This window comes from Catenulispora rubra (genome assembly GCF_015356825.1).
Lineage (GTDB): Bacteria > Actinomycetota > Actinomycetes > Streptomycetales > Catenulisporaceae > Catenulispora > Catenulispora rubra.
This window is the reverse complement of the sequence record NZ_JAACYW010000217.1, coordinates 1-19,840: the sequence shown is the minus strand read 5'-3', so window position 1 is coordinate 19,840 and position 19,840 is coordinate 1. Positions and strand designations below refer to the sequence as shown.

At 70.0% G+C, this 19,840-nt stretch carries 19 protein-coding genes; 7 read left to right on the top strand and 12 right to left on the bottom strand.

What is annotated here, in order from left to right; genetic code table 11:
- The first annotated feature begins 15 nt into the window (after positions 1-15).
- Positions 16-1,545, top strand: coding sequence for a glycerol kinase GlpK (gene glpK / locus GWK61_RS39160; protein ID WP_194916770.1), 1,530 nt, complete (start codon positions 16-18; stop codon positions 1,543-1,545).
- Positions 1,546-1,564: 19 nt separating this feature from the next.
- Here the strand turns inward: glpK and GWK61_RS39155 are convergent, their stop codons facing one another.
- Together GWK61_RS39155 and GWK61_RS39150 are read right to left on the bottom strand one after the other, a co-directional pair.
- The gene (locus GWK61_RS39155) at positions 1,565-2,206 is read right to left on the bottom strand and encodes a cysteine hydrolase family protein (RefSeq protein WP_194916769.1); all 642 of its coding nucleotides are present in this window, start codon (positions 2,204-2,206) and stop codon (positions 1,565-1,567) included.
- Between the two features lie 77 nt (positions 2,207-2,283).
- Positions 2,284-3,162: a LysR family transcriptional regulator gene (locus GWK61_RS39150; RefSeq protein ID WP_194916768.1), complete on the bottom strand. Its 879-nt coding sequence runs from the start codon at positions 3,160-3,162 to the stop codon at positions 2,284-2,286.
- 137 nt (positions 3,163-3,299) lie between these two features.
- Here GWK61_RS39150 and GWK61_RS39145 point away from each other — a divergent pair, with 137 nt between their 5' ends.
- The 4 genes from GWK61_RS39145 to GWK61_RS39130 all read left to right on the top strand — a co-directional run bounded on the left by GWK61_RS39145 (position 3,300) and on the right by GWK61_RS39130 (position 5,892).
- Positions 3,300-4,019, top strand: a complete 720-nt coding sequence (locus tag GWK61_RS39145) for an SDR family oxidoreductase (protein WP_194916767.1) — start codon at positions 3,300-3,302, stop codon at positions 4,017-4,019.
- Between the two features lie 80 nt (positions 4,020-4,099).
- Complete coding sequence (locus tag GWK61_RS39140; protein ID WP_194916766.1) at positions 4,100-4,474, top strand: hypothetical protein; 375 nt, start codon at positions 4,100-4,102, stop codon at positions 4,472-4,474.
- Positions 4,475-4,544: 70 nt separating this feature from the next.
- Entirely contained in the window at positions 4,545-5,378 is an 834-nt protein-coding gene (locus GWK61_RS39135; RefSeq protein WP_194916765.1) for an alpha/beta hydrolase, read from the top strand.
- 58 nt (positions 5,379-5,436) lie between these two features.
- Positions 5,437-5,892: a bacteriocin immunity protein gene (locus tag GWK61_RS39130; RefSeq protein ID WP_369125647.1), complete on the top strand. Its 456-nt coding sequence runs from the start codon at positions 5,437-5,439 to the stop codon at positions 5,890-5,892.
- A gap of 105 nt (positions 5,893-5,997) precedes the next feature.
- Here GWK61_RS39130 and GWK61_RS39125 read toward each other — a convergent pair whose 3' ends face one another.
- The 7 genes from GWK61_RS39125 to GWK61_RS39095 all read right to left on the bottom strand — a co-directional run bounded on the left by GWK61_RS39125 (position 5,998) and on the right by GWK61_RS39095 (position 15,656).
- The gene (locus tag GWK61_RS39125; protein ID WP_228563670.1) at positions 5,998-6,753 is read right to left on the bottom strand and encodes a hypothetical protein; all 756 of its coding nucleotides are present in this window, start codon (positions 6,751-6,753) and stop codon (positions 5,998-6,000) included.
- 56 nt (positions 6,754-6,809) lie between these two features.
- Complete coding sequence (locus tag GWK61_RS39120) at positions 6,810-9,212, bottom strand: glycosyl hydrolase family 95 catalytic domain-containing protein (protein WP_194916763.1); 2,403 nt, start codon at positions 9,210-9,212, stop codon at positions 6,810-6,812.
- Positions 9,209-11,044 (bottom strand): alpha-galactosidase D, encoded by a 1,836-nt coding sequence (locus GWK61_RS39115; protein WP_194916762.1) that lies wholly within the window; start codon positions 11,042-11,044, stop codon positions 9,209-9,211. The genes GWK61_RS39120 and GWK61_RS39115 overlap by 4 nt, the downstream gene beginning before the upstream one ends.
- A gap of 15 nt (positions 11,045-11,059) precedes the next feature.
- On the bottom strand, positions 11,060-11,980 hold the full coding sequence (locus GWK61_RS39110; protein ID WP_323747955.1) for a carbohydrate ABC transporter permease: 921 nt from the start codon (positions 11,978-11,980) through the stop codon (positions 11,060-11,062).
- Positions 11,977-12,945: a carbohydrate ABC transporter permease gene (locus tag GWK61_RS39105; RefSeq protein WP_194916761.1), complete on the bottom strand. Its 969-nt coding sequence runs from the start codon at positions 12,943-12,945 to the stop codon at positions 11,977-11,979. Before GWK61_RS39105 ends, GWK61_RS39110 begins: the two co-directional genes overlap by 4 nt.
- 39 nt (positions 12,946-12,984) lie before the next feature.
- Positions 12,985-14,301, bottom strand: a complete 1,317-nt coding sequence (locus GWK61_RS39100; protein ID WP_194916760.1) for an ABC transporter substrate-binding protein — start codon at positions 14,299-14,301, stop codon at positions 12,985-12,987.
- Positions 14,302-14,480: 179 nt separating this feature from the next.
- Positions 14,481-15,656 (bottom strand): ROK family transcriptional regulator, encoded by a 1,176-nt coding sequence (locus GWK61_RS39095; protein ID WP_194916759.1) that lies wholly within the window; start codon positions 15,654-15,656, stop codon positions 14,481-14,483.
- A 117-nt stretch (positions 15,657-15,773) separates the two neighbouring features.
- On the opposite strand from GWK61_RS39095, the gene GWK61_RS39090 reads away from it, so the two are divergent.
- Positions 15,774-17,897, top strand: a complete 2,124-nt coding sequence (locus GWK61_RS39090) for an alpha-galactosidase (RefSeq protein ID WP_194916758.1) — start codon at positions 15,774-15,776, stop codon at positions 17,895-17,897.
- Between the two features lie 36 nt (positions 17,898-17,933).
- Here the strand turns inward: GWK61_RS39090 and GWK61_RS39085 are convergent, their stop codons facing one another.
- Positions 17,934-18,539, bottom strand: a complete 606-nt coding sequence (locus GWK61_RS39085) for a TetR/AcrR family transcriptional regulator (protein WP_194916757.1) — start codon at positions 18,537-18,539, stop codon at positions 17,934-17,936.
- A 16-nt stretch (positions 18,540-18,555) separates the two neighbouring features.
- Positions 18,556-18,837 (bottom strand): hypothetical protein, encoded by a 282-nt coding sequence (locus GWK61_RS39080; RefSeq protein ID WP_194916756.1) that lies wholly within the window; start codon positions 18,835-18,837, stop codon positions 18,556-18,558.
- Here GWK61_RS39080 and GWK61_RS39075 point away from each other — a divergent pair.
- Positions 18,827-19,342: a VOC family protein gene (locus tag GWK61_RS39075; protein ID WP_194916755.1), complete on the top strand. Its 516-nt coding sequence runs from the start codon at positions 18,827-18,829 to the stop codon at positions 19,340-19,342. The genes GWK61_RS39080 and GWK61_RS39075 overlap by 11 nt on opposite strands.
- Before the next feature lie 23 nt (positions 19,343-19,365).
- Here GWK61_RS39075 and GWK61_RS39070 read toward each other — a convergent pair whose 3' ends face one another.
- A complete protein-coding gene (locus tag GWK61_RS39070) occupies positions 19,366-19,767 on the bottom strand; it encodes a nuclear transport factor 2 family protein (protein WP_194916754.1) in 402 nt (133 codons plus the stop codon).
- Positions 19,768-19,840 lie beyond the last annotated feature (73 nt).

Here is a 19,840-nt window from a genome sequence, read left to right as displayed (position 1 = left end):
CCGAAAGGCTGCACCATGGTCGCGCACTTCGTGATGTCGATCGACCAGGGCACGACGTCCACGCGCTGCATCCTGTTCGACCGCGGCGGCCGCCTGGTCTCGGTGTCCCAGCGCGAGCACAAGCAGCACTTCCCCAGGCCCGGCTGGGTCGAGCACGACGCGGCGGAGATCTGGCGCAACCTGGAGCACCTGGCCCCCGAGGCGCTGGCCAAGGTCGGGGTGGGCGCCGACCAGGTGGCCGCGATCGGCATCGCCAACCAGCGCGAGACCACGGTGCTGTGGGACCGCCGGACCGGCCACCCGCTGGGCCGCGCGATCGTCTGGCAGGACACCCGCACCGACGAGATGGTCTCCGAATACGCGCGGCGGCCGGACGCAGCGACTGTCCTGGAGCACTCCGGTCTGCCGCTGGCCACGTACTTCTCGGCACCGCGCATCAGCTGGATGCTCGACCACACGCCGGGGCTGCGCGAGCGGGCCGAGCGCGGCGAGGTGCTGTTCGGCACCATGGAGAGCTGGCTGATCTGGAACCTGACCGGCGGCGTGGAGGGCGGCGTGCACGTCACCGACGTCACCAACGCCAGCCGCACCATGCTGATGAACATCAAGACCCTGCAGTGGGACAAGGAGCTGCTGGACTTCTTCGGCATCCCGGCGGCGATGCTCCCGGAGATCCGCTCCTCGTCCGAGGTCTACGGAACAGCGACGCGCGCCCTGCCCGGCGTCCGGATCGCGGCGGCGCTCGGCGACCAGCAGGCGGCGCTGTTCGGGCAGACGTGCTTCGCGCGCGGCGAGGCCAAGTGCACGTACGGCACCGGCAGCTTCCTGCTGCTGAACACCGGCGACACCCCGGTGCGCTCCACGCACGGCCTGCTCACCACGGTCGGGTACCGCATCGGCACGGAACCGGCGGTGTACGCGCTCGAAGGCTCCATCGCGGTCACCGGGTCGCTGGTGCAGTGGTTCCGCGACAGCCTCGGGCTGATCACGACGGCGCCGGAGATCGAGACGCTGGCCCGCACCGTGGAGGACAACGGCGGCTGCTACATCGTCCCGGCGTTCTCAGGGCTGTTCGCCCCGCACTGGCGCAGCGAGGCGCGCGGCGTCATCGTCGGCCTGACGTCGTACATCACGAAGGGCCACCTGGCGCGCGCCGTCCTGGAGGCGACCGGCTGGCAGACCCGCGAGGTGGTCGACGCGATGAACGCCGACTCGGGCCTGGCCCTGACCACCCTGAAGGTCGACGGCGGCATGACGGCCGACAACCTGCTGATGCAGTTCGTCGCCGACGTCCTGGACGCCCCGGTGGTCCGGCCGATGGTCGCCGAGACCGTGTCCCTCGGCGCCGCGTACGCTGCGGGACTGGCCGTCGGCTACTGGCCTGACCTGGAGGGCCTGCGCCGCAACTGGCACCGCGCCGCGCTGTGGAACCCGTCGATGGACGCCGGCCGGCGCGAGAGCGAGTACGCGAACTGGCGGCGCGCGGTGGAGCGGACGTTCGACTGGATACAGCCGGGGTCTGAGAGGACAGAGAAGGATAAGTAGGGGGTTGGGCACGGGCCCGTCACCCCGCCCCGAGGATCCCGCACACCTCGTCCGTATCCGTCAGGAACGCGTCGCCGGTGAACTCCAGTCCTGCGAGCGCGCGCTCGGCGGCCTCCTGGTGGCCGGCGCCGCAGGCGTCGCGGACGATGATCGGGATGTAGCCGAGGTCGGTGGAGTGGCGGGCGGTGGGTTCGATGCCGACTTCGGTCGCCGCGCCGACGATGAGGTAGCTGCGGATGCCGCAGTCGCGCAGGACGATGTCCAGCGGCGTGCCTTCGAAGGCGGACATCGTGATCTTGTCGATGATCGGCTCGTCGGGAGTTGGGTCCAGGCCCTCGACCAGGTGGAAGCCGGGCGAGCCGTGCGGGATCAGCGGCCGGGTGTCGACGGCGGCGCCCTTGTGCTGCCAGATCATGGCCTGCCGCAGTTGGAACACGCCGGCGAGCGCCGCGGGCATGAAGTAGTGGCGCAGGAAGATCGTGCGGATCCCGCGTTCGCGGGCCGCGGCCAGGACGCGCTTGACGTTCGCCAGCAGCTGCTCGCCGTCGGCGATCTGGCGCAGCACGCCGACCTGCATGTCGTAGACGATCAGGGCGGTCGTCGCGGGGTCGAGCGCTTCCGCGAGGGATTCGGGGATTTCCAAGCCGTTGAAACGATCCACGGGCACGACGTTACAGGGCGGTCCGCGCCCACGAGGCAGCCGGGCGCCGACCGGCCGACCGGCGTGTCACGACACTGTCATCCCGCCGGTCTCGGCGAGCCCAGGTGGACCGCGGCCAGCGCCGCGAACTCGCTGATCAACCGGCTCCGCCGCGTCGCGTCCCAGGCCAGGGCGACGCGCGTGGGCCCGAGGTCGGCGATCGAGACGGCCACCACGTCAGGGCGCTGATAGAACCCGGCGGTCGAGGCCGGGAGAATGACGATGCCGCTCCCGGAGGCGACGTGTTCCAGCTTCTCCTCGACGGCCAGCGGCGCCGGACCGCCCTCGTCTCGCGGCGCGGTGTCGCCGGTCAGCGCCTGCCACTCCGGAACAGCCTTGTGCGGCTGGAGCAGTGTCTCGCCGGCGAGGTCGTCGAGATGGATCTCGTCCTTGCTCGCCAACCGGTGCCCGCTCGGCAGCACCACGACCCGCGGCTCCTCGAACAACGTCGTCACCTTCAGGCCGCGCTGGTCGACCGGCAGCCGCACGAAGCTGACATCGGCCCGGCCGTCCAGCAGCACCTCGACCTGGTCGGCCCAACTCGTCCGCAGCACCTCGACCCGCAGTTGCGGATGCGCAGCCGTCAGCGCCCTGACCGCGCCGGTCACGATCAGCCCGGGCATGAATCCGACGGTGAACACGTCGTTCCCGCGAGCAGCGCGCCCGACCCGACGCCGTAGCGCCTCCGCTCCCGCCAACACCGGCCCCGCGTCGGCATACAGCGCTTCACCGGCCGGGGTCAGTTCGGTACGCCGCCGATCGCGCACGAACAGCTGCACGCCGAGCTCGGACTCCAGCGCCCGAATCTGGCGCGACAGCACCGGCTGCGCGATGTGCAGCTCCTGCGCCGCGCGCCCGAAGTTCAGCTCGCCGGCCACCGCCATGAAGTAGCGAATTTTGCGAAGGTCCAGGTCCATGCGGGCCTCCCTGCCATCTGTGATGCCTTGAAGGTATCACAGGCGACGGGACAGGTCTTGGACGCGCGGCCACCCTGCGGCGGATCGTGGACTCCGGAAAGCAGACGGCAAAGGCACCAACGAGAAGAGGAACTGCCATGGACATCACCGGACAGCGCGTAGTGCTGATCGGAGGCACGTCCGGGATCGGACTGGCCACGGCGCAGGCGGCGGCCGGGCGCGGGGCCCGGGTCGTGGTCGTCTCGGGACGGCAGCAGAGCGTGAAGAACGCGCTGAGCGAACTGCCGGCCGACGCCACCGGCCACGCGGTCGACGTCCGCGACCCGGCGGCGCTCAACGCGCTCTTCGACCAGATCGGCGCCTTCGACCACCTGACGTACACCTCGGGCGAACCGCTGACCCTCTCCCCCATCACCGAGCTCGACGTCGACAGCGCGCGCCGCTTCTTCGAGATCCGGTACTTCGGCGTCCTGGCGGCCGTCCGCGCCGCCGCACCGCACCTGGCCCCGACCGGCTCCATCACCCTCACCGGCGGCTCGGCCGCCCCGCGCCCCGCCCCCGGCTGGGCCGTGGCGGCCAGCATCTGCGGCGCGATGGAGGCCCTGACCCGCGAACTCGCCCTCGAGCTCGCCCCGGTCCGGGTCAACCTCGTCCGCCCCGGCGTCGTGGAGAGCCCCCTGTGGTCGGCGCTCCCCGAGGCCCAGCGCGACGCCCTGTTCGAGGCCACGGCCCAGACCACCCCGGTCGGGCACACCGGCCGCGTCGAGGAGATCGCGCGCGCCTTCGTGTACTGCATGGAGCAGACCTACGCCTCGGGCGCGATCGTCCCGGTCGACGGCGGCTCCGTGCTGGTCTGAGCCTCTGCGGCACGCGCGAGCGGGCCCGGTGTCCCCATCATCGCGGCCCAGACCGAGGTCAGCCGGTTACCCTGATCAGCATGGACGAGAATCGAGCGCGCCGCGTCGTCGACGCCCTCCGCGAGCGCGGCGTGGACGCGCACGTCGCCAAGGTCAGCGTCTACCAGTTCGGCGTGCGCGTCATGCTCTCGGGCGGACGCCAGGCCGAGTGGGACACCGACGACACCGCGGGCCTGGAGGCCCAGGTGATGAAGGACGGGATGCTGGTCGGGTACGTGCCGACGATCGAGGGCTCCGAGGACTTCGACGAGCAGCAGACCATCGACGCGCTCCTGCGCACCGACTACGACCAGCCGATCGCCACCCGCCGGGCCGAGCCGCCGCCGCCCCGGCCGCCGCTGCCCCGGGAGGGCGGGGTGTTCCGGCGGTTCCTCGGCGGGTTCCGGGAGCGCTGAGACCACAGGCACCGGAGGACGAATTCGATACGATCGCAGCCCCTTCATTCCCAGGTGAGGTCACGATCGCATGAGCACCCTCGAAGGCCTGACATACGCCGAGATCCAGGGCTTCCGGCCGCTCCTGCTCGACCTGCACCTCCCGGCGCACGCGAGTACGCAGTCGCCGGTGCCGGTCGTGGTCTGGATGCACGGCGGGGCGTTCTGGTCCGGCGATCGGCGCTACCTGCCGTCGAATCTCGCGCCGAACGCGGTGTTCGACACGCTCGTCGCCGCCGGGATCGCTGCCGCGACGATCGACTATCGGTTCTCCGGCGAGGCTAAGTTCCCGGCGCAGTTGCACGACGTGCGTGCCGCGATCAGGTTCCTGCGATCCAACGCTTCGACGTGGGGCCTGGATCCGGCACGCGTCGGGGTCTGGGGCGAGTCGTCCGGCGGGACGCTCGGCGCGCTCGCCGCGCTGGCCCCCGCCGACAAAGCGACCGGCGCCACCGACGACGCCGACCTTCCGATCGCGGCAGCCGCGACCTGGTGCTCCCCCACGGACCTGGTCGCGCTGCGCCACTTCAGCGCCATAGCCGGCCTGCTCGGCGGCGACGGCGATGGCGCCGACGGCAACGGCAACGCGGACAAGCTGATGGCCGCCGCCACCCTGGCCAGCCCGGTCACCCACGTCCACGCCGGCGCGCCGCCGTTCCTCATCATGCACGGCGACGCCGACCGCAGAGTCCCCGTCGACCAGGCCGAACTCCTGCACAAGGCCCTGGCCGCGGCCGGAGCGCGCTCGGAGTTCGTCCCGGTCGAAGGCGCCGACCACGTCTTCGAAGGACACCCCGACGCCCAGCAGCTCGTCGACCAGGTCGTGGCCTTCTTCGTCCGCGAACTCGCTCCGACCGCCTCGTAGCCGAGTACCGTGCGCGGCAGCTCCGGGCCGACGACATTGCGGGATAATGCCGGATGTGATGCTGCGTCCGGAACTCACCCCGCCGTTCGTCGCCGAGTCTCGACTCCGCGAGCTCAGTCAGGTCATCGAGAACATCGCCGATGTGATCCGTCACGGTGACGGCCTGGCCGCCGGCGAGGCCGTCACCGCGTTCAACAAGGCCACCGGGCATACGTACACGGACTACGACTTCATCTCCTACAACGAGACCCGGGATCTCGAGGAGTTCGCGCGCGAGGCCGCACGACCCGCATGGCCGAAGGTCGCCGACGCTAGCCGCGCCGAGCTGATCGAGATCGTGCGCCGGATCCAGGCCGCCGATCCCGAACTCGACTACTACCTACTGTTGCTTGGGGCAAACACACCGCACCCCAGAGTCGCTGATCTGATCTTCTATCCGCCAGCCGAGCTACGCGAAGGTTCAGCCGAGGACATCGTCGACGCGGCACTGTCCTATCAAGCGATCGCTCTCTGAACCCGTGGTGTGGTCACCGGCCCAGGTGGCGGCGCATACCAGCCCTCTAATCCGGCTCGGGCTTTGCCGAGAGCTGCAGTTCTTCAACCGCCACCGGCACCGACGCTACCTGATCGGGCTCGACAGATCCCCGGCCAGCAACGACTGCGGGACTTGCGTGAACGTCCAGCCGCCGGTGCCGGGGACGCGCGTGAAGACGTAGACGATGTCGAACCTCGCGCCGGGCCAGGAAGCCGGGGGCTTCGGGGTCACCTGGCCGAGGCCCGCGATGATGTCCGCGATGTGCTGATGCTCCCAGGCCACGAGGGTCGGCCCCGAGGGACCGGTCGGGCCCGTCAGCCACTTGGCGAGCGCCGCCTCCTGGCCGACCGCGAACTGCGTCTCCAGCGTGACGCCGAGGGCCGAGGCCAGCGGCGTCACCGTCTCCTGCGGGCGCTTGCTGTTGCTGCCGCCGGTGCCCGCCGCGGCTGCGGCCACGACCGCGGGCCTGGTCAGACCGGCACGCAGCGCGACGGGACCGCCGGAGGCATCGCGCGGGTCGAACAGGCCGACCAGCGCTCCGGCCCGGGTCCAGCCCTGGATGGTGAGCGAGTGGTCGTCCTGCACGCCGTCGGCGGTGAGGCCGTACGGGGCGCCGGAGCCGGCGGGCTTCTCGGCGTGCCGGATGATCATCAGAACGTCCATGCCGCCGCCCACATCACTCACCGCGCCATTGCTGCTACCGCTGGCGCCGACCGCCGCACCGTTCTGCTTGTCGTGCTTGTGCTTCCCGCCGCCCGAGCACGCGGCGAGCGCCGGCAGCACCCCGCCCACGGCCAGCGCCGCGAGCACGCCGCGCCGACCGAATCGCCCCTCTGTCACCCCTGAACCCTATAACAACACCCGATGTTTCCCTGCCGTTCAGAATCCGTGCTCGTTCAGAATCCGCGCTCGCTGAGGGAGCGCACGTCCAGCTCCGCGCCGAAATCGACCGAGGAGCCGCGCACCACCTGGACCTCCTTCCGGCGGCCCTCGTAGTCAATCCAGACTGGGCCGTCGTCCCCGTACAGCCGATGGACCGACAGGGTACTGAGACGTCCGCCGCGCCAGACCACATCCACAGCCAGACCACCCCGGCAGCGAACACCCCGTACCGCACCATCGGGCCACTCCTGCGGCAACGCCGGCAGAACCCTGATAACCCCGCCATGGCTCTGCACCAGCATCTCCACCACAGCCGCCATCAGCCCATAGTTGCCATCCAACTGGAACGGCGGATGCGTGCTGAACAAGTTGGGCAGCAACCCGCCCCACTCCGTCCCCTCCGGCGGCGCACTCAGCAGCGGGTCGCCCGAAAACGGCTGCACCGCCTCCAACAACAGCTCACGCGCCACCGCAGCATCGCGCAACCGAGCCCGCAACGTGATCTTCCACGACCACGACCAGCCCATCGCCCCCGGCCCGCGCCGATCCAACGTCGCCAGCGCCGCCTCGGCCAACTCGGCCGTCCGGTCCGGATCGATCTGGTCCAGCGGGTGCACACCCACCAGATGCGACATGTGCCGGTGCTGCGGGTCCTGCTCGACGTGGTCCTCGCCCCACTCCAGCAACCGGCCGTCGGCGGTCAGACCCGGCGGCCGCAATCGCGGCAGCGCGGCGCTGATCTCAGCACACACCGGATCCTCGATGCCCAGCAGCTCCGCAGCCGCGAGACAGCGCGTGAACAGCGCACGGATCAGCGCCATGTCCATCGCCGTCGAGACGGACAGAGACTCGATCGTCCCGGCGCGCGAGACGAACAGGTTCTCCGGCGAGGTCGACGGGATCGTGTCGAGCAGCCCGTCCGCACCGTCCACCAGCCAATCAAGGCAGAACTCGGCACAGCCGCGCATCAGCGGCCACGCCCGATCGCCGAGAAACTCAAGGTCCTGACTGAACTCGAAGTGGTCCCACAGATGCTGGGTCAGCCACACGCCACCCATCATCCACAGCGCCCACGACGGATTGCCGTGCCCCATCCCGACCGGCAGGGCCCAGCCCCACATGTCGGTGTTGTGGTGCGCCAGCCAGCCACGCGCGCCGTAGAGCTGCCGGGCGACCGGTCCGCCGGTCTCCGCGAGCCGTTCGATCAGGCCGAACAGCGGGTCGTGGCACTCGCCGAGACCCGCCGGTTCGGCGCCCCAGTAGTTCATCTCGGTGTTGATGTTGATCGTGTAGTTCGACGACCACGGCGGGCTCAGTTCCTGGTTCCAGATGCCCTGAAGGTTCGGCGGAGGCCCGCCGCCAGGCCGCGAGGCCGACGCCAGCAGGTAGCGGCCGAGCTGGACGATCACGGTCGCCGTCAGCTGTTCGTCCTTGCCGGACAACACGTCCGCGGCGACGTCGAACGTCCCGGACCGGCGCGCGCCGATCGTCAGCTCCATACCGCCGAGCACTCCGCGCAGGTCCGCTTCGTGCTCGCGCAGCAGCTCAAAAGCACCGCGCGCGACAGCGATCTGCGCGTTCTGCGACGCACGACGCAGGTGTTCGTCCCGCGACGTCGGGGAGTTCCGCGACCAGAAGTCGGCGCCGCTCGTCGAGCTGGTCACCACGACGAGCAGCCGCGAAAGCCGCGACACCCGCACGACCCCGTCGACCACGCGCACATCGCCGTCGGTATCAACGGCCATCGCGGCCACGCCGTACGGGTCGTACCCGTCGACGAGGCCGCCACCGTCGCCGTAGCGATGCGGCGGCGCGCTCGGCTCATGCGTCGGCGCCCCGTCGATCGGCATCTCGACGGCGAGGCTCAGCCCCGTCCGCCGCACGACCCGCAACTCGGAGGTGAGTTCGAGGTCGATGTCGACGCTACCCTCGGCGACGTCCAACGCGACGCAGACCGCCCCGGCCGGCCGGCTCGCCCACGTCCGCCGCACGATCCGGCGGCCGTCCAGCTCGATCTCCTCGGCGACGACGCCGGTGTCGAGGTTGAGCGTCCGGCCCTGATAGTCGCCGTCCGCGTCGAGAGACATCCAGAGATCGACGAACGGCAGGTACTCCTGGCTGTAGCGGCCTTCGAACTGCATCGCCAGACTATTCGCCTGCTGATAGTCCTCCGCCCGGATCGCCTCGCGCAGCTCGGCAAGCCGCTCCGGACCGGCGCCCGCACCGAGCACCGCGGCAAGCCCATCAGATGGGCTCGACGGACTGCCGGACCACACGCTGGAGTCGTTGATCTGCCAACGCCCGAGCCGCACCCCGCCGAAGACCATCGCCCCGAGCCGGCCGTTCCCGACCGGCGCGGCCTCGAACCAGGTGTCCGCCGGACGAGGCCACGCCAGCATCAGATCACGTGAGGTCACAGCATGATCCGGTCTACGTCGGGCGAGTACGTGTTGGAGTCAGGACCGGTGAAGGTGATCGTGTTGGCCCCGGCCTGCAACGGCAGGGTGATCGTCAGAGTTCCGACCGTGTTCCAGCCGCCGGTACCCGGAGCCTGGATGGTGGTCTCCGGTCCGCCGTTGGCGCTGTAGGTGAGAGGACGACCGTTGGTGTCGCCGTCGTCGTAGACCACGGTGATGGTGTGCGGGCCCGCCTTCGCCGCCTTCACCCCGGTGAACGTCAGCGCGCCCTCGTGGCCGAGGCTGCCGACCTTCTGAGATCCGGAGCAGCCGCTGCATCCTGTGACGGCCGCGCCGCCGGTCAGGACGTTGGACGGCGCCTCGGCCTCGTACGAGACCAGGCTTCCGCCGCTCGGCACGACCTTCAGCAGCCGGGAGCCGTGCGCCGGCAGCGTCGCGGAGAACTGACCGGACATCGAGCCCAGGTTCTGGTGCGCCCACAGGTCCCGGACCGTCGCCGAACCGCCGACGCCGAGCGAGACGAACGGCGCGGTGACGGTCGCCGGGGACGTGCCGAGGTTGAACAGCGCCACGGTGAGCGAGCCGTCGGGGTTGCGGCTGTACCAGACCTGCTGATCAGTGTTCTGCGTCAGCGGCCGCGCCGGACGCCCGGCCTGGTCGACCGCGATGACCTCGTCGTTCCCAAGAAGCGACAGGCCGTAGGAGTCGAGCTTCGTCAGGTCGTCGCCGGTGTACAGCGGCGCGTCCTCGATCGCCCACAGCGACATGTAGGTCTGGCGCTCGTCATCGGTCAGGCCGTCCATCGAGCCGACGCCGACGTCCAGGGAGTCCAGGTTGTTCCAGCCGCCGGGCTTGGCGTCGGCGATCCACGGGACGACGTCGGTCCAGCGGCCGACCACGGAGTTCTGCCAGGTCACCAGCGTGTTGCAGTAGCACTCCACGTCGGTGTCGATGCGCCAGCCGTTGGAGTACCGCTGCCAGGTGGCCACGTGCGCGTGGTCGAGCGACCAGGACAGGACGAACTGGATGTCCCGGCCGGTCCGCTTCAGGGCCTGCGACCACGCGGCGACGTCCGTGGTGTTGTCGTAGTTGTTGCCGCTCTTCACCGAGCCCGGGCCGACGCCGTCCATCTTCAGGAAGTCCATGCCCCAGGAGGCGAGGCGCTTGGCTTCGGAGTCGACGAACTTCTGCGCGCAGGGGTTGGAGAAGTCGATTTTGTAGGCGCTGTCCCAGCCGTTCGTAGTGCGCAGATCGGAGTAGACGATGTCATGGGTATGACACGACGGCGCACCGGCGATCGGGAAGTTCCCGGCCTGGTAGTCGGCGATCTCCAGCCCGACCGGCAGATAGAGGCCGAGCTTGAGGCCTTCGCGGTGGACGTGGTCGGCGACCGCCTTGATGCCGTCGGGGAAGCGAGTCGGGTCGGCCTTCGGGATGCCGTTGCCGTCGTACTCCGTCTTCCACTTGTCGTCCATCCACCAGCCGGCGTCGATGTTGACGTAGCTGTAGCCGTGCGACTTCAGCTTGGCGGCCATGACGTCGGCGTTGGCGATGACCTCGGCCTCGGTGAGCGAGCCGCCCTGGCCGGCGGCGTTGACGCCGGGAGCGGTGGTGGACTCCAGGCTCCAGCTGCTCCAGCCCATGTAGGGCTTGGCGGCAGTGGTGCTGGCGGTGCTGGTGGCGGCGATGGCGGTGCTGCCGCCGTCGGAGGTCCCGGGGGCCCGGGAGGCGCCGGCGGCGTCGGGAAGCTGGATCAGCCCGAGCGCCGGCAGCGTGCCGAGCAGGGCGGTGAGCACGACCGCGCGACGCGGCCGTCTGATGTTTATACGCATGATGATTCCCTCAGGTCAGGTCTTGCTGGCCCCGATGGTCAGACCGCCCACGAAGTGGCGCTGCAGGACCAGATAGATAAGCAGCGTCGGGATGCACGTCAGGAGCGCCCCGGCGGCGATGAGGTTGGGATTGGTGAAGTACTCGCCGGACAGTCCGGCCAACGCGGAGGTGACAGGCCGCTTGTCGCCGGTCTCCATGAGGATCAACGACCAGAAGAAGTCGTTGTAGATCCAGATCGACTCCAGCGTGGCCAGCGCGGCGAAGGCCGGCCGGCACAGCGGCAGGATGATCTGGAAGTACTGCCGCCACACCGGGGCGCCGTCCACCAGCGCCGCCTCGCTGATCTCCCGCGGGATCGTGCGCATGTAGTTGCTGAGCACGAAGACGCAGAAGCCGCACTGGTAGGCGACGTGGATGGTGATGACGCCGAACGCCGAGTCGTAGAAGTACCCGGATCCGCTCAGGAAGCTCGGCAGCGGCAGCTGGAGGTAGAGCTTGTACAGCGGGGTGATGATCACCTGGGCCGGCAGCAGGTTCCCGGCGGTGAACAGCATGAGCAGCGCGATGTTGAAGCGGAAGTCGAACCGGGAGACGAAGAAGGCCACCGCCGAGGCGAACAGCAGCGTCAGCAGCACTGCCGGGACGGTGATCAGCAGCGAGTTCCAGAAGAAGTGCGGCATGCCGGACTGGTCGAAAGCCGTGCTGAAGTTGTCGAAGCTCAATCCGTGCGGCCAGCTCAGATAGCCGTGTTCGGCGGTGTCCGAGTACGAGCGCAGCGCCGTGAACAGCGCCCAGCCCAGCGGGATGAGCCAGCCGACCGAGACGAGGGCCAGGAACACGTGTCGGCCAAGCCCGCGGGGTTTGCGGCTGCGAGCCGGCGGACGCCCCGCCGGGGCCGCCGCCTTCGGCAGGTCGGTCGCGGTGGTCGTAGTCACGCCTGGCGCTCCTTCCGGAAGTTCTGCACGAGGAAGGTGACGATCGCCGCGAGCGACACCACCAGCAGCACGGTGGCCAGCGCCGAGCCGTACCCGGGGCGGGGCGACTCGCCGACGGTGTTGTTGGTGATCAGCAGCGACAGCAGCTCCAGGCCCTGTTTGCTGCCGTTGTTGCCGGAGAGCACGTAGACCATGTCGAAGGCGCGCAGCGACTCCATCACCGTGACCACGATGATGGTCACGTTGATCGGCTTCATCGCCGGCACGATCACCCGCAGGAAGGTCTGCCGGCCGTTGGCGCCGTCGATCGCGGCCGCCTCGCGCAGCGAAGGGTCCACGCTCTTGAGCCCGGCCAAGTACAGGATCATCACGTAGCCGGTGTGCCGCCACGCCGAAGCCACGAGCACCGCCCACAGGTTCAGGTGCGGGTCGCCGAGCCAGTCGATGTAGTGCTTGCCGCTGGGGTTGTTGGTCCCCAGCGCGCTGTTGAGCAGGCCGTGGTCCGGGTCGTAGACGATCTCCCAGATGAACCCGACGACGGCCGTGGACAGCACCACCGGCAGGAAGATCGCCATCTGGTAGACCCGGCTGAACCTGATCTTGCGGTCCAGCTGGTAGGCCAGGAAGATGCCGGCCGGCGTCGGCACCAGCGCGGTGAACACCATCCAGATGATGTTGTGCTCCACGGCCGGCCAGAACGGCGGGTAGTTCGTGAAGACGTTCTTGTAGTTCCGCAGGCCGACCCAGTGGATCGAGGAAAGCCCGATGCCGTCCCACTGGGTGAAGGAGATCCCCACCGAGGCCAGCGCCGGGAGCCAGACGAAGGCGAGCAGCGCGAGCAGCGGCACCCCGATCAGCACCGCGAGGAAGAGCTTGTCCCCGACCGACAGCACCCGCGTGCGGGGTCTGCGCCGTGGTGCCCCGGCCTTGGCGTTCTTGCCGGTCACGTCAGCTGTGAGGGCCATGCCACTCCCCTTCGTCCTCTTGCCGTCCGCCGCCCGCCATCAGGACGTGAAGTACTGGGAGCGCTGCGACTCGATCTTCTTCAGCGTGGACGTCCCGTCGTCGGGCGAGGCGAGCCACTGCGCGAATCCGGGTTCGACCACGGCCGAGATGAAGCCCGGGTCGCTGTCCCGGTCGCCGAACTGGGTGATGTACTTCGCCGAGGCGATCATCTGCGCCGACTTCTGCTGCAGCGCGTTGTACTTGCCGGTGTCGGCCTTGGTGCTGGCCCCGACGTTGCTCGGGTCGACGCCCGCGTAAACCGTCTCGGCGGCCGCGGTGCCGATCCACTCGAGCATCTTCTTGCCGGCGTCGACGTGCTTGGCCTTGGCGCTCAGGACGAAGCCGTCGGTCGGCGCCTCGACGGCGTCCTGGCCGTGGGTCGGGTCGATGGCCGGGAAGGCGAAGAAGTCCATATCGTCGCGGAGCGACTCGTCGGTGATCGCCTGGCCCATGAACAGGCCGGTGACCGTCATCCCGGACTTCTTGTCGAACACCGACTGCGCCGCGTCCTGCCACTTGCGGCCCGAGGCGCCCGCCTCCAGGTACGGGGAGAGCTGCCGCCAGTGATCCATCACGGCGTTCAGCCGGGGGTCGGACCACGCGACCTTGCCGCCCATCAGCTGCATGTGGAAGTCGTAGCCGTTGATCCGGAGGTTGAGATAGTCGAAGGTCCCCAGGTTGGTCCAGGAGTCGCCGCCGCCGAAGCCGGCCGCGAGCGGGGACAGGCCGTCCTTCTTCATCTGTCCGCACAGCGCGACGAAGCTGTCCCAGTCGGCGGCCGGCTGGTAGCCCTTCGCAGCGAACACGCTCTTTCGGTAGAAGACGCCCCACGGGTAGTTGTAGAGCGGGACGAAGTAGGCCTTGCCGTCCAGGCCCAGGCTCAGCTTCTTCGCGGCGTCGGAGAAGCCGCCGCCGATCTGGGCCCAGACGTCGTCGATCGGGTGCAGCAGGTTCTTCTGGGCGAAGAACTGCATGCGGTAGCCGGCGAACCAGGTGACCACGTCCTCCGGGGTGCCCTGGAGGTAGGCGGTGATCTGCTGGGCGAAGGTGTTGTGGTCCAGGGTGTTCGTGCGGACCTGCATGCCGGTGGCGGCGGTGTAGGCGCTGGTGAGCGCGCCGTAGGCCTTGCGCGGCGTCGGGTCCGAGCCGTCGGAGCCGAACGTCACCTGGCTGCTTCCTCCTCCGCTGCCGCTGGAGGTGGAGGAGGCGCTGCTCTTGCCGCAGGCGGCGAGCGCGGGGCTGGCCAGCAACAGGCCGGCGCCGCCTATCGCGCCGCGAAGCAGGGTACGACGATCGGTGATCGGTCCACGGGACATGGTCGTCCTCCTGAGTGAGGGGTGAGGGTATGGGAGATCGCCTGCGGGCGGGCAGGTCCCCGTGGTGCGTCGAAGGGTGCGTTGAAGCGTGCGTTGAAGGTGCGTCGAACTCCGGGTCCGGCGGGTGCCGGTCCGGTCAGAGGCCAGGGGTATTCGGTGTTGTGGGGGTCGCCAGCCCGTTATCGGCGGGCGGGCGCGAACAGGGTCTGGATGCCGACCGAGGCGGCGCCGCGCGCCCACTCCTCGAACGGCAGCGGCCGGATGGTGAGCGAGCACCGGGCCGCCGCACCGAAGGCGTGGGTGGCGTACGCCTCCCGGATCTCGGTCTCGAACAGGTCGTAGGCGTCCAGGCCTTCGCCGGAGACCACGATCCGCTCCGGGCCGATCAGGTTGACCACGGCGGTGATGCCGAGCCCGATCGCGGTGCCCGCCTCGGAGAACAGGGCGCGCACCGGGGCCGAGCCGGACCGGGCGAGGTCGGCGGCCTCGGTGAAGGTGAGGTCGTCGCGCCCGGTCAGCTGCCGGGCCCGGCCGACGATCGCCTCGGTGGCGGCGATCGCCTCGACGCAGCCCCGGGCCCCGCAGTGGCAGCGGGGACCGGAGGCGTCGACGCAGACGTGGCCGACTTCGCCGGCCACGCCGTACGCCCCGGACAGCAGCCGGCCGCCGGTGACGATGCCGCAGCCGATGCCGGCGCCGACGGTGACCAGGGTGAAGTCGTCGGTGCCGACGCCGTCGCCGAACCAGTGCTCGGCGACGGTGAGGGCCTTGACGTCGTTCTCGACCACCACGGCCAGGCCGGTCGCCTCGCTGACCGGACCGGCCAGATCGACGTTCTCCCAGCCGAGCAGCGGCGAGAGCCGGACCAGGCCGGCGACCGGATCGACGTCGCCGGAGACGGCCAGGCCCAGCAAGCGGGTCTTGGCACGCAGCTCCGGTTCGGCGTCGAGCAGTTCGTCGACCAGCGCGGTGAGGGTGGCCAGCACGGTCGCGGGCCCGCAGTCCGCCAGCGGCCGGTGCGCCGAGGTCCGGATCCGCGCCTTCAGATCGCAGACCACGCCGATCACCTCGTCGGCGGTCACCTTCACCCCCGCGACGAACTCCCGGTCCGGGGTGATCGCCAGCGGGCTCACCGGGCGTCCGGCGCCGGGCGCCGTCCGCTCGGAGTCGAGCTCGTGCAGGTAGCCGTCGTCCAGGAAAGGCCGGGCGGCCTTGGTGACGGCGGCCGAGGAGATGCCGAGCCGCCGAGCCAGATCGACCCGGCTGAGCGGGCCCTCGGTCAGGACCATGGCCAGCACGGCGGTCGCGGCCGGGGTGGCGGCGAGCGGCTGGGGGGAACCGGGCTTCGGAGACATGGCGGAAACCTAAGCGCAATAATTTCTTTCGTCAAGTATTGATTTCGAGCGAGGGCCCGCCCTACGCTCGCAGCTCGCGGCTCCCACCGCCCTAGACCTGTTTGGTGAGGTTGACCTGTGCGTGTTCCCCCGCAACCCGTTACCTACGACGCTGCCCGCGGCACCTGGCTGCTGACCACACCCGACACCAGATACCTGCTCCGGACCGATCCGGACGGCAGCCCCCGGCACGTCGCGTGGGGGACGCCGGAGGCCGTCGCAGCCCACGAAGACGCCGGCTCCCTGACCTCGCCCGGGAACGCGAACAGCTTCGACGGCGACGGCGTGGCCGACGAACTCGGCATCGAGACCGGCGCCCGCTTCGGCCCGGCGGGCCTGCAGGTCCGGTTCGCCGACGGCACGCGCGGCGCGCAGTGGGGCCCGGCCGGCCATGAGATCAGTACCGGCTCCGAAAACAGCGACGGCCACCTGGTGATCCGGCTCCAGGACCGCCGGTATCCGCTGCGGGCGGAGCTGCACTACCGGGTGTATCAGGACACGGATGTCATCGAACGCTGGACGGTGCTGGCCAACGACGGTCAGGAGCCGATCGGCGTCGGCCGGCTGGACTCGGCCGCCTGGAGCGTGCCGCGCCTGAACGACTACCGGATGAGCCACGTGGTCGGCGGCTGGAACCACGAGTTCCAGCCGCGCCGCAGCCAGGTCCCGGTCGCCGAGACGGTGTTCACCAGCCGCCGCGGCCTGACCGGGCACCAGGCCAACCCCTGGCTCGCGGTCGACGACGGCACCGCCGAGGAGGACCGGGGCGCGGTCTGGAGCACGGCGCTGGCCTGGAGCGGGAGCTGGCGGATGACGCTGCACCGCGACCCGGCCGACCACGTCACCTGGACCGGCGGCTTCGGGCACGAGGGCGTCGGCTGGACCCTGGCCCCGGGCCAGAGCCTGGTCACTCCGGTCTTCGCCGGCCTGCACACCACAGCCGGCTTCGGCGGCGCGGCCCGCGCCTGGCACGACTACGTGCGCCGGCACGTCTCGCCGACGCCGCACGAGGACCGGCCGGTGGTCTACAACTCGTGGGAGGCGACCGGCTTCACTGTGGACGAGGCCGGCCAGCTCCGGCTCGCCGAGGCCGCCGCCGAGCTCGGGATCGAGCTGTTCGTCCTCGACGACGGCTGGTTCGGCGGCCGCCGCGACGACACCGCGGGACTCGGAGACTGGCAGCCGCACCCGGGCGCGTTCCCGCAGGGCCTCGGGCCGCTGGTGGAGAAGGTGCACCAGCTCGGCATGCGCTTCGGGCTGTGGGTCGAGCCGGAGATGGTCAACGCCGACAGCGACCTGTACCGCGCGCACCCCGACTGGGTCGTGCACACCCCGAACCGCGATCCGACCGAGCTGCGGCACCAGCTGATGCTGAACTACGGCCGCGCCGACGTGGCGGAGTGGGCCCACGAGTGGCTCGACCAACTGGTGCGCGAGTACGGCATCGACTTCCTGAAGTGGGACGCCAACCGCGCCGTCACCGACGCCGGCTGGCCGGGGCACCCCGATCCCGACCGACTGTGGATCGACCACACCCGAGCCGTCTACCGCATCATGGACCAACTCCGCGCCGACCACCCGCAGCTGCGCATCGAGGCCTGCGCCGGCGGCGGCGGCCGCGCCGACCTCGGCGTGCTGTCGCGCACGGACCAGGTCTGGACCTCGGACAACACCGACCCGGTAGACCGCCTCGCGATCCAGCACGGCTTCAGCATGCTGTACCCCGCCGAGGTCATGGCCGCGTGGGTCACCGACAGCCCGAACATCGCAACAGGCCGCACCACACCGCTACGCTTCCGCTTCCACGTCTCCATGGCCGGCGCACTAGGCATCGGCGGAAAGCTGACGGAGTGGACGCCGGCGGAGCTGGAGGAGGCGGCGGGGTTCGTCGCGCAGTACAAGCGGATCCGGCATGTGGTGCAGCACGGTGTGCTGCACCGGCCCTCGACGGAGGGGCAGTCGACGGCAGTGCACTACGCGTCTGCGGATGGCGCGGAGCACGTGGTCATCGCGTGGCGGACCGTTGCAGCGTTCGGGCTGCCGCAACCGCTGGTGCGCCTGAGCGCGCTGGATACCGAGGCTGAGTACTACGACGTCGATCGAGATGTGCGGATCAGTGGTGCCGTGGCCCGGACGGGACTGGAGCTTGACCTGCCGGCCGGGGACTACAGCAGTACTCTGCTTCACCTGAGGCGGGTGTAGGCGACGCTCGCAGGCGGCGCGTGATCATCGTTCCGGCTACTCAACACCGGCGATGATCGCGCGCGCCGTCCGCGCCGCTCGCTCTGCGGTCTCGTCCAGCGCGTCCGGCTCGATGCCGAACAAGCCCTGCCGCAGGAACACGGCCAACCCGTGCGCCGCCGACGAAATCCGCAGCAGGAGGTCAAAGGCCGCTGCCTCGTCCGGAGCAATGCTGACGGCGATCGGAAGCAGCGCCGCCAACAGAAGGTCGCCGGCTTCGGCGAGTTCAGGATGACGCGACTTGTCGAGGCCCGCATAGAAGGCCACGTCGAACAGCGCCGGCTGCTCGGCGGCGAAGCGCACATAGGCGGCGGCAAACGCGGCGAGCTGATCGGCCGGGTCGTCGAGCCCGGACACCGCCGCCGAGTACAGCTCACGCTGCTCGCGGTAGCCGCTGACGGCCAGCGCCGCGAGCAGCGCCTCCCGATCGGCGAAGTGCTTGTAGGGCGCGGCGACACTCACCCCGGCACGGCGGCTCGCCTCGTTCAGGCTGAAGCCATGCGGCCCCTTCTCAGCGACGAGTTCAAGGGCCGCCTTTTCCAGGACGTTGCGCAGGTCGCCGTGGTGGCGGCCGGTGGGGCGGCGCTTGACGGGTGGCGGCATGGGGTTAAGGTTAACACTATTCACCAGGTAAATGGTGTTCACCTTGCGAGGAGAGCGAGAGGCTCATGTCCAGCACAAGCAGCACGACCAGCACAAGCAGCTCCGCAGACCCCACCACCAGCACGGCCGCCGCGCCAGCCGCAACCACCGCCGGCACTGCCAGCACAACCAGTTCCGCAGATCCCGCGACCGCCAGCACCGCCACGCCAGCCATGCCAGCCACGACCACCACCAGCACAGTCGCCACGCCAACCACCGCCGCCGCCACCACGACGGACGCCGCCAGCATGGCCGCCACGCCAGCCACCACCGCAGCCACCGCCAGCACGAGCGCAAAGCCGGCCACCGCCACAACTCCTGCGGCTACCGCCGGCACAGCCGCCGAGCCGGCCTTCGGCATCCACCACATCAGCCTGTCGGTCGCCGACCTCGACGTGCAGGAGAGCTGGTACCGCGCCGCCCTCGGCCTCGATCAGGTCGAGGAGCGCCTGGAGCTGCCCGAAGCCGGCGTGCGCACCGCCATCCTGAGCAACGGCGCGGGCCTGCGCGTCGAATTCACCGAACGGGCAGGCTCCACGCCGATCGACACGCCGGACCCGTTCGCGGCGACCGCCCGGCAGACGTTCACGCATCTGGCGCTGCAAGTCACCGACCTCGACGCCGCTTTCAAGCGCCTGACCGCCGAATGCGCAGCCCCCGCCGTCGTCGAGCCTGGCCCCGGTGCCACCGAGGGCGTGCGCTACGCCTACGTCCACGACCCGGAGGGCAACCTCATCGAGCTGATTCAGCCCGCGGCCCGCTGAGTGAAGCCGCCGGCGTCACAGCGTCAGGACGTTGCGCCGCCGGCGACTTCCTCGCTGATCTGCGCGAACTGCGCGCCCATCGCCTCGGCGAGCGCCTGGGCGCCGGACAGGGGGCGGATCATGACCATGAAGTCGTCGATCTTGCCGTCGTCGTCGAAGTGCAGGAAGTCGCAGCCGTTGACCTGCTTGCCGTTCACCGTGGCCGTGAAGACGAGCGCGTGGTCGCGGCCGTCCGCGCCGGCGATCTCGCGGACGTAGCGGAAGTCCTCGAACACCCGCAGCACGCCGCGCAGGATCGCCGCGGTCATCGGCTTGCCGGGGTAGGGCTTGAACGCGACAGGGCTGGTGAACACGACGTCGTCGGCGAGCATCGCCTCGATCGCCGCCGTGTCACGAGCCTCCACCGCCGCACGGAACGGGTGCATGGTGCTCCTGGTCGGGCAAGCTGAGCTACTGCTCAGTAACAACTGGGTCGTGCCCACAATAGCCCTCCCCGAC